Annotated in this window: 13 protein-coding genes; 2 read left to right on the forward strand and 11 right to left on the reverse strand. The window is 47.6% G+C overall.

Annotation, left to right across the window (positions count from 1 at the left end; translation table 11 throughout):
- Nucleotides 1-19 precede the first annotated feature (19 nt).
- From AOT13_RS17430 to nadB, 7 genes are all read right to left on the reverse strand, one after another.
- Complete coding sequence (locus AOT13_RS17430; RefSeq protein WP_042383453.1) at nt 20-745, reverse strand: YhcN/YlaJ family sporulation lipoprotein; 726 nt, start codon at nt 743-745, stop codon at nt 20-22.
- 109 nt (nt 746-854) lie between these two features.
- The gene (nadE, locus tag AOT13_RS17435) at nt 855-1,595 is read right to left on the reverse strand and encodes an NAD(+) synthase (protein ID WP_042383451.1); all 741 of its coding nucleotides are present in this window, start codon (nt 1,593-1,595) and stop codon (nt 855-857) included.
- Nucleotides 1,596-1,778: 183 nt separating this feature from the next.
- Nucleotides 1,779-2,201 (reverse strand): aminoglycoside phosphotransferase family protein, encoded by a 423-nt coding sequence (locus AOT13_RS17440; protein ID WP_042383448.1) that lies wholly within the window; start codon nt 2,199-2,201, stop codon nt 1,779-1,781.
- A gap of 20 nt (nt 2,202-2,221) precedes the next feature.
- A complete protein-coding gene (safA, locus tag AOT13_RS17445; protein WP_042383446.1) occupies nt 2,222-3,619 on the reverse strand; it encodes a SafA/ExsA family spore coat assembly protein in 1,398 nt (465 codons plus the stop codon).
- 157 nt (nt 3,620-3,776) lie between these two features.
- Nucleotides 3,777-4,880 (reverse strand): quinolinate synthase NadA, encoded by a 1,104-nt coding sequence (nadA, locus tag AOT13_RS17450; RefSeq protein ID WP_042383444.1) that lies wholly within the window; start codon nt 4,878-4,880, stop codon nt 3,777-3,779.
- Between the two features lie 27 nt (nt 4,881-4,907).
- Nucleotides 4,908-5,738 carry a carboxylating nicotinate-nucleotide diphosphorylase gene (nadC, locus tag AOT13_RS17455; RefSeq protein ID WP_042383441.1) on the reverse strand — a complete coding sequence of 277 codons (831 nt, stop codon included), beginning with the start codon at nt 5,736-5,738 and terminating at the stop codon, nt 4,908-4,910.
- A 25-nt stretch (nt 5,739-5,763) separates the two neighbouring features.
- A complete protein-coding gene (gene nadB / locus AOT13_RS17460) occupies nt 5,764-7,329 on the reverse strand; it encodes an L-aspartate oxidase (RefSeq protein ID WP_041270042.1) in 1,566 nt (521 codons plus the stop codon).
- A 104-nt stretch (nt 7,330-7,433) separates the two neighbouring features.
- Between nadB and AOT13_RS17465 the strand changes: the two genes are divergently transcribed.
- Both AOT13_RS17465 and AOT13_RS17470 read left to right on the forward strand, forming a co-directional pair.
- Nucleotides 7,434-8,579 carry an IscS subfamily cysteine desulfurase gene (locus AOT13_RS17465; protein WP_013876528.1) on the forward strand — a complete coding sequence of 382 codons (1,146 nt, stop codon included), beginning with the start codon at nt 7,434-7,436 and terminating at the stop codon, nt 8,577-8,579.
- Nucleotides 8,576-9,115 carry a transcription repressor NadR gene (locus tag AOT13_RS17470; protein WP_013876527.1) on the forward strand — a complete coding sequence of 180 codons (540 nt, stop codon included), beginning with the start codon at nt 8,576-8,578 and terminating at the stop codon, nt 9,113-9,115. Before AOT13_RS17465 ends, AOT13_RS17470 begins: the two co-directional genes overlap by 4 nt.
- A 74-nt stretch (nt 9,116-9,189) precedes the next feature.
- On the opposite strand, the gene pheA is transcribed toward AOT13_RS17470, so the two are convergent.
- From pheA to AOT13_RS17490, 4 genes are all read right to left on the reverse strand, one after another.
- Complete coding sequence (pheA, locus tag AOT13_RS17475; RefSeq protein WP_003248903.1) at nt 9,190-10,038, reverse strand: prephenate dehydratase; 849 nt, start codon at nt 10,036-10,038, stop codon at nt 9,190-9,192.
- 20 nt (nt 10,039-10,058) lie between these two features.
- Nucleotides 10,059-10,502: an ACT domain-containing protein gene (locus AOT13_RS17480; RefSeq protein WP_003248901.1), complete on the reverse strand. Its 444-nt coding sequence runs from the start codon at nt 10,500-10,502 to the stop codon at nt 10,059-10,061.
- Between the two features lie 26 nt (nt 10,503-10,528).
- Nucleotides 10,529-11,815 carry a GTPase ObgE gene (obgE, locus tag AOT13_RS17485; RefSeq protein ID WP_003248899.1) on the reverse strand — a complete coding sequence of 429 codons (1,287 nt, stop codon included), beginning with the start codon at nt 11,813-11,815 and terminating at the stop codon, nt 10,529-10,531.
- Nucleotides 11,816-11,980: 165 nt separating this feature from the next.
- The gene (locus tag AOT13_RS17490) at nt 11,981-12,520 is read right to left on the reverse strand and encodes a sporulation initiation phosphotransferase B (protein ID WP_042383438.1); all 540 of its coding nucleotides are present in this window, start codon (nt 12,518-12,520) and stop codon (nt 11,981-11,983) included.
- Nucleotides 12,521-12,636 lie beyond the last annotated feature (116 nt).

Genomic DNA, 12,636 nt, shown 5'->3' on the forward strand with positions numbered 1-12,636 from the left:
AAGCATTCCCTTATCAAAATTACCGCGTATTGGCCGGACGTTCGATTATTTTCCCGTTGATAAAAATCGTTTTTAAATCGCGCTCGATTTCTTCCATCGGCCGGCCGCGGCGGATATCGTTGTCGATGGTGCGGACGCGGTTGTACATGCTCGGATTGGAAACAACGCGCACATGTTTTCCTTTCGTGTATGGCGCAACCGCTTGGGCGACAAGACGCTCCACATGATCCGCGCGTTTCGCGTCAGTTGAAATCGCGACAAGCACATGGTCACGATACACGAGCGCCCGCGCATCGCTAACTCCTTTCACCGCATCAGCGCGGCGCGAGACCGCCTCCGCTAAACGCCCATCATAACTTTTGTAATAAGAAGGATTGGCTTTTCCTGCCCTTGAATTTAAATGGCCATGATAGTTGCGGTCGCCATCGCCGAAATCGGTGTCGATCGGGAGCACCGGCGCATCGGTATCAAACCGGGCCGTTCCCGGAATCCGCGCACGGTCATTGCCGGCAAAAAAATCGGTCGCCGGCCCGCGGCGGCTTAATATATAGTTGTTGTCGTAATTAACCGTATTGGTTCCATAGCGGCCGTAGCGATATTGATCAGCGGAGCGCTCCGTCGAATAATACCCGATTGGGCGCGTCGCATTGCTGTAACGCGGATGGTCATCATCCATGCCATTGGCACACGCGGCAAGCCCGCTTATCAAACAAACAGCCCCGATCATTTTCAGTGCACTTTTCAACGCAAAAAACCCCCTTTTTCCTCCTTCAAATAAGGCCAAAAAAGGTTTTGGCCTTATGATTAGCTTGGCGAAGGAAAGGGGGTTTTATCGCTGTCAGTTAAAGGCAAAATTAGAATTTTGGCGGCGCGATCGCCAATTGCCGTTTATGATGCGAACGTTGGTGCAAGCGCTCAATAATTTGCCGGTCCTTTTCTGGAATTTCTTCTCCTTTTAAGTATTTATCGATCATTTCGTACGTTGTTCCCATTTCGCTTTCATCTGTTTGTCCTTCCCATAATCCCGCGCTTGGCGCTTTTGTTATGATTTCGTCCGGAACGCCGAGAATGCGCGCCATCTCGCGCACTTCCCCTTTCGTAAAATGAACGAGCGGCACTAAATCAACTCCGCCATCCCCATATTTAGTAAAATATCCCGTATACCATTCCGCCGCGTTGTCTGTGCCGACCACCATATATCCGTAATTATTGGCAACCGCGTATAATGTCGTCATGCGAAGGCGCGCTCTTGTGTTCGCATCGCCTAAACGGGCTGCTGTTTCATTCCATTCGCCTTTTTCTTTCAATTGCTTTTCCACTTCTCCAAATAATGTATTATGCGTTTCTGTTAAATCAATGATGAAGTGCTTAATGCCGCAGCTTTCCACCACTTTTAATGCGTCTTCCATATCTTTCGGATTGCTTTTGCACGGCATAATCAATCCGAGTGAATTATCCGGAAATGCACGTTTAATTAAGTGGGCGACGACTGCTGAGTCGATGCCGCCGCTAATGCCGACAACCGCCCCGTTTAATCCGGCGCCCGTCACTTGGTCGCGCAGCCATTGAACCAGTTTTTCAATTTTTTCTTTCATCTTTTTCAACTTCCTTTCACGAAAAAATTCCATATGTTTATTTTATCATACCGATAATTTCGCGGACAAACTAATTACGTGCTTTGCGCATGACAGAAAGGCGTTTGTTTCGCTGCAGCGCAAAGCGCCATTCCCTCATCATATCAGCAGGAAATAAAAGAGCATGTAAAAACCACGGCTTTTTCAGCCAGCAGGAAAAGAGTGGTGCGGAATGATCGTTTGAAACATCGGAATGCTGGCCAGCATCACCGTGATGAAATGGTATGTTTGCAACCATTCAAGCCCATCGGCGATATCTCGCCAGCGGGCAAATGACAATCTTTCCGCATCAGAAATATATGTTTGCATGACCCAAAAAGCGCCTTCCGCCAAAAATACCCCATTTTGCCCAATAGCAGTATATACCTCTGGAACACGGGCAACCCCCGCCTTCTTCAATGCCTGCATAAACACCGCCTGCCTCATCGCTTCGGAAAAAGTTCGGTACCGTTTTGCCACCCAACCCCCTTCGCATGCGGTGACAAGCCATACATTTGGTTTAACCATTTTGATGTTTTTCACACGCCAACCGGATTCGTTTTGCAGAAGAAAAAAGAGACGATCCATTCCATCGTCTCTTTTTCGTTCTATTGTTCATGATGATCGTCGCTCTCCACATCTTGCGGTTCTGTAAACAGCTGTCCTTCCCCTCGAAGGAACGCCGGTGCAGGCGAAGCTTGTGGGAATGGGTATGCCGGTCCTGCAACATATGGCTGTGCCGGATATGGATATGGGGCGAATGCAGGCGGCATGTACGAATAAAACATTGGATTCCAGCCATGCCCTTGTATTACTGGCGTTATTGGCGCGCATGGCACTATCGGATAAGGGGCAGGTGCAGGCAAAGGAAATGGTGAATATCCAGTTGGCGCGATATTGGCTGCTATGGATGGCGCGACATTTTCTTCATGATGATCTGGCATTGGCGGCGCCTCTTCGAATTCGCTGCTGCTTTCTTCAATGCCAGGAAACGAATGAGAGCTGTTTTCCTTCATCTGATCTGTTAATGGCTGCGAATATGCTGGGTAGCTATTTGGCGCTGCCGGCATGAATGGAAAACAAAATCCGGCATCAGGCAAAACCGGAGTGACTGGAACGCACGGATATTGCGGAAGCGGTGCAAGCAGCGGAACTCCTGTGACATATGGCTGCGGCATGATGGATGCATGCGGAATGTTTGGCAGTACTGGTGGCGCATCGTAATCCGCTTGATCCGCTTCTGCCTTTTCTTTCTTTTCTTTTTCTGGCGCTTCCGCAGGGCTTTCTATTTCTGCTTCCGGCTTCATTATCCCCGGTAAAATATTTTCTGGCTTCGGCGGAATCGGCGGAACGTTTGAAAATGCATTGGAAAAGTTAACATTTACGTTTGGAGCAACTGGCGGAATCGTATGGGATAGCGGTGGTATATTTAGCGGTTGCTTTAATTCTTTCCCCGCCTCCTTCTTTTTTTCCGAAGTTGGCGCAATGTTCGGTATTTTATGCGGCTCGTTCACTAACGGTTTTGGCTTCTCCTTGACTGGCAGATGCGGCGCTTTATTCACTGATGGTTTCGGCGCTTCTTTTTCGATTGGTTTTGGCTGCTCATTTACCAGTGGCTTTGGCGCTTCATTCACCTGCGGTTTTGGTGCTTCATTGGTTGATGGTTTTGGAAATTCGTTGACTTTGGCTTTTTCTTTTTCCGGATATGGAATGTTTTGCAAAAACTCTGCATCAATATCCACAGATATAAACGGTTTTATGTTGGCATACGGATGTTCTTTATGTTCCATCTCTTGTTTTGGCATGATATTGATTTTTGCTTCTTTTTTTGGCATCTCTTTCTTGACCGGAACCCCGGCAGTCGGGACTTTAATTTTCATTCCCGGCATAATCATATCTGGATTGCTTAAATGGCCGTTCATTTTTTTTAATTGTTCAAAGTCGACACCATACTTTTGCGCAATTTTCCAAAGCGTGTCGCCTTTTTGGACAATATGGATTTTCACTCCTTCCCCCTCCTAAACCGAAACTATTCGCTTTGTATCTCAGCTTCCGCTTGTTGTCACCATCATCCTTCAACATAATCTATGATAAAGACAGCCATTTTATGATAAAAAAATCATCCTGTCAGACGGCGGCTATTCCGTCTGACAAGATGATTCTTTACGCTAGCGCCAGCATCCGAGCAAGCGCCTGCGAGGCATCTTGTGCAATCAGCGGCGGAACGGCAATTTGGTTAACCATTATGCCTCTTTCCAGCGATTCGAGCGCCCATAACAAATGCGGCAAATCAATGCGATTCATTGTGAAGCACGGGCACATATACGGATTTAACGAAACGATTTCTTTATCGGGATGTTCGCGAATAATCCGGCTGACTAAATTCATTTCCGTGCCGATTGCCCATTTGCTTCCGGCAGGAGCGTTTTGGATCGTTTCAATAATATATTTCGTGGAACCGACATAATCGGCTTGCTGCACAACCTCCCAGCTGCATTCCGGATGAACGATAATCTTCATGTCCGGTTTTGTCTGCCGAATGCGCTCTATATGACGGACGGTAAAATTTTCATGAACGGAACAATGCCCTTTCCAAAGAATCACTTTAACTTTTTTTATATCTCCTTTATATTCTAATCGGTCTGTGTGCGGATCCCACACCGCCATTTCATCAAGAGCGACTCCAAGCTGGTATGCGGTGTTTCTCCCTAAGTGTTGGTCTGGCAAAAAGAAAATTCGCTCTTTTTGTTTAAATGCCCACTCCACCATGTTTTTCGCGTTCGAGGAAGTAACGGTCGCGCCGCCGTGGCGCCCGACAAACGCTTTAATCGCCGCCGTCGAATTCACGTATGTCAACGGCAAAATCGTGCCAGCAAACAGCTCCTGTAATATCGGCCACGCCCGTTCCACTTGGGCAATGTCCGCCATATCTGCCATCGAACACCCAGCCCGCATATCCGGCAAAATGACTTTTTGATAGTCGCCTGTTAAAATGTCTGCCGTTTCCGCCATAAAATGCACACCGCAAAACACAATGTATTCTGCTTCGCTGTTTTGCGCCGCCATTTGCGCTAGCTGCAGGGAATCGCCCGTCGCATCGGCAAACTGAATCACTTCGTCTTTCTGGTAATGATGCCCTGGGATAAACAATCTCTTTCCAAACCGTTTTTTTATGGCACGGACACGTTCCTCCATCTCGTTGATGCTCATCGTTTTATAATTTTCTGGCATATCATCAAGCCGTTTCATTGCTTCTAACACGTTCATGATTTTCCCTCCCCCTCTATACTCCCATCATTGCAAATGAAAGCTAATATCTAATGATTTAGCAGAATGTGTCAGCATCCCGAGCGAAATATAATCTACGCCAGTTGCCCCGTACGCAGCGAGGTTTTCAAGCGTAATCCCGCCCGAAGCCTCAGTGACAATCGGCTTAGGCACCAGCGAGACAAATTCGCGAACTTCTTCTGGAGTGCGGTTATCAAACATAATGACATCAACTCCCGCCTTCACCGCTTCTAACACTTGCGCTTTCGTTTCCGTTTCCACTTCGATTTTGACCATATGACCGAGCTTCGCGCGCACCGCCTGCACCGCTTTTGTAATCGAACCGCAAAAAGCGATATGATTATCTTTAATCATGACACCGTCATACAAGCCGAAACGATGATTATAACCTCCTCCACATACAACCGCGTGCTTTTCTAACATCCGCAACCCCGGCGTCGTTTTTCGTGTGTCGCAAATGCGCGTATGGCTGCTGTTAAGCGCCATTACCGCTTGATGTGTTAACGTTGCGATGCCGCTCATTCGCTGCAGCAAATTTAAAATCACGCGCTCGCCCGCCAATAGCGGGGCGACCGGGCCGGAGGCAGTGGCAATCGTTTCCTCTTTTTTTATTTGTTCGCCATCGCGTTTATGAAGCGTTACATGGATGTCAGGATGCAACAGGCGATATCCTGTCACAATAATATCTGTACCCGCTAACACCCCGTCTTCCTTTGCCGTAAACGTTCCTGCCGCCCATTCATTGCCCGGAAAAATCGTTTCACTCGTAATATCCCGTTCGCCGATGTCTTCCATAAAAAATTGCCGCAATAGCTGTTGTAATTTAAGTTGGTTCATTCGCCCTTCCCCCATTCTTCCAGTGTCAATGCTCTGCCATACTGGTTACATTTAGCTCGTTTTTTGTCCGGCAAATCCGCCGTTTTTTCCATTGCTCCCGCGCAAATGGATAGTCGGAACGGTAATGCCCTCCCCGGCTTTCTGTACGTTGCAGCGCTGATGTCGTTATCAGCCAGCCTGCCAGCAGCATATGAATAACCGTAATTTCCTCGATAGAAAGATCTTCAAGTGAACTGTCCACAAACGCAGATAACGGAAATTGTTCAAACCATTTTTTTGCATATTGCAACCCTTGTTCATCACGAACGATGCCGACATATGTGGACATGATCGTTTGAATGGCTGTTATTTCCGGCAAATTGCGCACGGCTTTTTTGATATCGCTTTGCATATCATTTGGCCGTTTGCGCAATTGGAGAGGCGGCGCTGTCTCTTTCCGGACAGCCTCTGCCGCGCGCGCCCCGAACACGATTCCCTCAAGCAGCGAATTGCTCGCCAATCGATTTGCCCCGTGAACGCCCGTGCACGCCACCTCTCCGACAGCATATAACCCTTGTATGGAAGTCTGTCCGCAATCATTAACGAAAACGCCGCCCATCAAAAAATGAGCACCTGGCACAATCGGAAGCCTGCCTGTCTCCATATCAATGCCATGTTCCGCGCATAGATGTGCCAGCGCCGGAAACCGTTCATGGCAGCGATGGACAGCTGAAATATCTAAATAGACATGATGCCCTTTGCTCATTTCGTCATAAATAGCGCGTGCAACAATATCGCGGGGCGCCAAGTCTTGCAGCGGATGGATATGTTCCATTATTCGCCTCCCGTCTTCTGTCACTAACACCGCTCCCTCACCGCGCACTGCTTCTGAAATTAACCCAGCCGCTTTCCCAGCGGCAAACAACATCGTCGGATGGAATTGAATAAATTCGACATCGGCAATAACAGCGCCGGCACGATAAGCTAATGCAATTCCATCCCCTGTGGCCGTTGCAGCGTTGGAAGAAAAAGCATACATTCCCGCACATCCGCCCGCCGCAAGCACGACGGCGCCAGCGTAATAGCATGAAGTTTGGCCTAATGGATTTTTCGTCTTCACTCCAATGCAGCGGCCATGTTGGATAATTAATTCGATGACGCATTCTCCCTCGATGATCGCCACATGTCCCTTTAGCTTTTCTAACAAAAATGAAACTATCGTCCGTCCTGTTTGATCTCCTCCCGCATGCAAAATTCGCCGTTTTCTGTGCCCTCCTTCCTGCCCGAGATGCAGGCTGCCGTCCTGATTGACATCGAATGTTAATCCTGCGTTCATCCATTCACGAATTCGTTTTGGCCCCTCGCGAACGAGCAATTCAACCGCCTTTTCATCATTATGTTGGCACCCAGCCGCTATCGTATCTTCAAAATGACAGCGCCAATCATCCTCCGGTGAAACGGACGCAGCGACACCGCCTTGCGCCAGCCTTGAATTGCTCTCGTCTTTTTTTGTTTTTGTGAAGATTGTCACATTTTTATGTTCATGCAAATAATAGGCAGTGGTTAACGCTGCGACGCCACTTCCGACAATAATCACTTCCGTTTCCATCATAAAGGCGCCTCCTGATCAATAATGTCTTGACATCTATATTGACATATATTTAAACTAATGACAAGAGTTTTGTCAATATTTTGTGAACAAAAGGAATGATTTTGATGATTTATCTGGATTATGCTGCTACAACGCCGATGAGCAAAGAAGCGATCAACGCCTTTGTGGAAGCAGCAACTGCCTACTTTGGAAATGCAAGCAGTTTACACGATATTGGAAGCAATGCAGAACGGCTGTTAACTATCTGCCGGCAAGAACTTGCCGCGCTTATTGGCGGAGAAGAACGGGGGATTTATTTTACAAGCGGGGGAACAGAAGCAAATATTCTTGCTATCCGTTCACTCATTAATGCGCATCGCCACCGCGGCAACCATCTTATAACAACTAAGATAGAACACGCCTCCCTTTATCATCTTTTTCAACAATTGGAAACGGAAGGGTTTGAGGTCACCTATTTGCCGGTCAACCAGTTTGGACAAATTGATATCGATGACTTGGAGCGGGCAATCACGCCGAAAACGATTCTTGCTTCCATCCAACACGCTAATTCAGAAATCGGAACAATACAGCCGGTTGCCGAAATTGGATGGCGGCTGCGGCATCATGGAGTAATTTTTCATAGCGATTGCGTGCAAACTTTTGGTAAAATACGAATAGATGTGAAAAGGATGTTCGTTGACAGCCTTTCGGTTTCCGCCCATAAAATTTACGGACCGAAAGGAGTGGGCGCAGTATATATCGATCCGCGCATCAAATGGCAACCTTGCTTTCCCAACGCCACCCATGAATATGGATTTCGCCCCGGAACCGTCAATGTGCCTGGGATCGCTTCTTTCGTTACAGCGGCACAGCACATTTGCGATAATATGGATTCCGAACATGCACGCTTTGAACAACTGCGCCGTTGCTTGCTGGCGCTTATTCGGGAAAAGAGCTTGCCCGTTACAGTTGAAGGGCACCCTGATGCGCGTCTGCCGCATATTGTCGGCCTTTCCGCTCATGGAATCGAAGGCCAATATATCCTGCTGGAATGCAACCGTGATAATATTGCCATTTCCACTGGAAGTGCATGCCAGGTTGGGAAACAGACCCCTTCGCGAACAATGTTGGCAGTTGGAAAATCCGCCGAAGAAGCAAAACAGTTCATACGCGTTTCATTTGGAAAATGGACGACGGAAAAAGATATTCATCGATTCATATCTTCCCTTGAACGAATCTGCCAGCAAAGAAAGGAGCTTGAAACAAGTTGAAAGAAGAAAAAAAAATTCTCGGGGAACAACGGCGCCAGCTCATTTTGCAGTGGCTGAAAGAAAGCAACCGGCCGATCACCGGCGCCGAACTCGCGGCAAAAACGAACGTCAGCCGCCAAGTGGTCGTGCAGGATATCTCGCTGTTAAAAGCGCGCAATGAACCGATTATTGCCACAAGCCAAGGCTATTTATACTTGCCGCCTAACGTTCCGGCACAAACGTATGCGCGCACGATCGCATGCTTCCATACACCCGAGCAAACGAAAGAAGAATTATATATTCTCGTCGACCATGGCGTCACTGTCAAAGATGTCAAAATTGAGCATCCCGTATACGGAGACTTGACCGCTTCCGTGATGGTGAGCAACCGGCTGGAAGTCGACCAATTTATCCAAAAAATCGAAGAAACGAAAGCATCATACTTGTTGCAGCTGACGGATGGCACCCATCTTCATACGATTGAAGCAGATTCCGCCGCCAAACTCGATGCCGCCTGCCATGCCCTGAAAAAAGCGGGATTTCTTATTGAGTCGTAGCTGCAAAAACCAATATAAAAACCATCCCTGTCGCTATAGGCCAGGGATGGTTTTATTTTTCCAAAATATCCTAATCAAATAATATAATACGGGTAACTTCCTAATACTTGGACGGTGCAATCAAGCGCCTCAAGCTCCGCAATGGCGCCCGGAATTAGCACATCGTCCATTTTTTGATCGATGTCAATAATGAAAAAATAGTTGCCAAGCCCTGTTTTCGCAGGGCGGGATTCGATTTTCGTCAAGTTTAATTTGCGCCAGGCAAACGCGGAAAGCACTTGGTGAAGAGCGCCAGGCTGGTCTTTTGGAAGCGCCACCATCAGTGTCGTTTTATCGCCGGCATAAAGCGGTGAGTCCATTTTCAGCGGTTCGTTTTGCTTGCGGACGATAATAAAACGCGTATGGTTGTAATCATGGTCATGAATGTTTTCTTGCACGATCATAAGCCCGTATTCTTTAGCCGCCAGCCGGTTGGCAATCGCCGCGATCGGAAGGTGCGGATGTTCGCTGACGAATTTCGCCGCCGCGCTTGTCGATGTCATATATACATGCTTCGCTTTTTTTAAATTCGCATGCAAAAATTTATGGCATTGCGCAATCGCATGCGAGTGGGAATAAATTTCTTTCACTTCCGTCCAATGATGCGCGTGGTACGGATGCACCATTAAATGTTGTTGAATCGGAGCGATAATTTCCCCGACAATCGGAAGCGATTGTTCATGGATTAAATAATCAAGCGTTAAATTCACCGATCCTTCCAGCGCGTTCTCGAGCGGCACCACCCCGGCGTCAATCTCTCCGTTGCTTACCGCATCGATGCACTCCGGAATGGTAGAATACGGGATTTTTTCTGCGTGAGGAAACATGGTGGTTACCGCTAAATCAGTAAATGTCGCTTTCGGTCCTAAATAGCCAATTTTCATTCTGCTGCCTCTCCCTTACTTTAATAAACCCCTGAACCAACGATTTCGACTTTTTCGACAAATTCGAGCCGCCGCAATTTTGCAAGCAGCTCTTCGATATCTTCTTTCATCTCATTTGTGCTGATCGATAGCGTGACATTCGCGCGGCCCTGAAGCGGAATCGTTTGATGAATCGTCAGCACATTACAGCCGGCTGCGGCGACGACGCTAAGCAGTTGGGAAAGCGTGCCGGAGCGGTCTTCTAAATGAAAAAATAACGTAACGATGCTTTCTTTCACCACCGCTTGAAACGGAAACACCGCATCGCGATACTTATAAAACACGCTCCGGCTGACATCGACCAGCTGCACCGCTTCCGCAACAGAGTCAACCTTTTTTCTTTCCAGCAATTCTTTGGCTAAAAGCACTTTTCGCATCGCTTCCGGCAATACGTCTTCGCGAACTAAGTAAAATTTTTTATCCAACGGGCCTCCCCTGCCCTCCTCCAACATTAATCGACAAACTCAAATTCGTAATCTAAAAGCCTAATAATATCGCCATCTTTCGCGCCGCGCTCGCGCAACGCATCATCGACACCCATTGCCCGCAGCTGCCGGGCAAAGCGGCGGACGGATTCTTCTCTGGAAAAATCGGTCATTTTAAATAGCTTTTCGACTTTGTCGCCAGATAAAATAAACGTTCCATCGCTGTCTCTCGTAATCGTAAACGGTATTTCCTCTTTTTCGTATTTGTAGACGACGCGCTGCAGCCCCGGCTCTTCTGTCTCATGGAGCGGGAATTCCGGCGTTGTTTCCAAAAGGTCGGCAATCGCAAATAACAATTCGCGCACTCCTTGTCTTGTCACCGCAGAAATCGGAAAAACCGGGACTTTATCCCCAAGTTTTTCTCTGAACTTTTTCAAGTTTTCTTCCGCATTCGGCATATCCATCTTGTTGGCCGCAATGATTTGCGGTCGCTCCGTTAAGCGCAAATTGTACTGTTTTAATTCTTCGTTAATCACTAAATAATCTTCGTATGGATCGCGTCCTTCTATTGCCGCCATGTCAATCACATGGACAATGACGCGCGTCCGTTCGATATGGCGCAAAAATTGGTGCCCTAACCCGACGCCTTGATGCGCGCCTTCAATCAGCCCCGGCAAGTCCGCCATCACAAAGCTTCTGCCATCATCCGTTTCCACCACTCCTAAATTTGGGACAAGCGTCGTAAAATGATATTCGGCAATTTTTGGCTTTGCGGCAGAAACAACGGAAAGAAGCGTGGATTTGCCGACACTTGGAAAACCGACCAGCCCGACATCGGCAAGAAGTTTTAATTCAAGGATAACGTTCCGTTCCTCACCCGGCTCCCCGTTTTCCGCAATTTCCGGTGCGGGATTTGCCGGGGTGGCAAAGCGGGTGTTTCCGCGTCCCCCGCGTCCGCCTTTGGCAACGACAAACCGCTGTCCGTTTTCCGTTAAATCGGCTAATACTTGATTCGTATCGGCGTCGATGACGACCGTTCCCGGCGGCACTTTCACGATCAAGTCTTCCGCATTTTTCCCGTGCTGGTTTTTCGACATGCCATTTTCGCCTCTTGCCGCCTTAAAATGGCGCTGATAGCGAAAATCCATCAGCGTCCTTAACCCTTCGTCGACGACGAATACCACGTCGCCTCCTTTTCCGCCGTCACCGCCCGCCGGCCCGCCTTTTGGCACATATTTTTCGCGGCGAAACGCGACCATTCCGTTGCCGCCATCGCCGCCCTTCACGTAAATTTTCACTTGGTCGACAAACATCTTTTTTTCCTCCGATCTATTCTTGATGCCATAACTGCTTATTATTTTACACAAAATTTGCAAAGTGTTTCACATGAAAAACAAAACGGTGCTTCCGGGCATCGTTTCCGTCCGATGGCAACGCGCACCAAAAACAATGATTCCTAAAACAGCTCTGCCTCCATGCTAAAATGCAATGTTGATCAGCACGGTCAATTCATGATTATGTATATGAAAAGATTCCAAACGGACCGCCGCTTGCTGCTGATGGCTGCGGAGCCATTGAACAATGCGGTTTTTATCCTTTATTGTCCCGCAATAATCAAAAAACAGCTTTACTTCCTTTTTGAACACTTCAATGGAAACGCTCATATGGTTTTCGCCATGCGCCTCCGCCTGGGTTTCCATTAAATTTAAAAATTGGCTGCTCCATGCCGTTAAATCCGCATCATATGGGGATAAATCGCATTCATCCCCCAGCACCTCATATTCTAACGAAATCAGCCGTGTTTTCCAATTATACGTCATCATCCATTCGGCAAATTGCACTGCTTTTAAATTGGTGAGCTTCGTTTCCTGCTGCATCTCGCAAATAATTTCGTCAATAATTTCGTTAACGCGTTCTATTTTATTTAACGCCAAATTCCCTTTAATCAACTGAATTTTATTCAGCCAGTCATGGCGAGAATGGCGCAATACATCCACTATCCTCCATTGGTTTTCCATCCACAGCGCTCCCATTCATAAATTACACCGTTTATGATCTATCATCTTTACTATAACATTTTTTTACAAGAAACGGGAATGATTTTTCGCGCTTTTCCGAAAAGCAAAAAGAAAAC

Origin of the sequence: Parageobacillus thermoglucosidasius (assembly GCF_001295365.1) — a bacterium.
Taxonomy (GTDB): domain Bacteria; phylum Bacillota; class Bacilli; order Bacillales; family Anoxybacillaceae; genus Parageobacillus; species Parageobacillus thermoglucosidasius.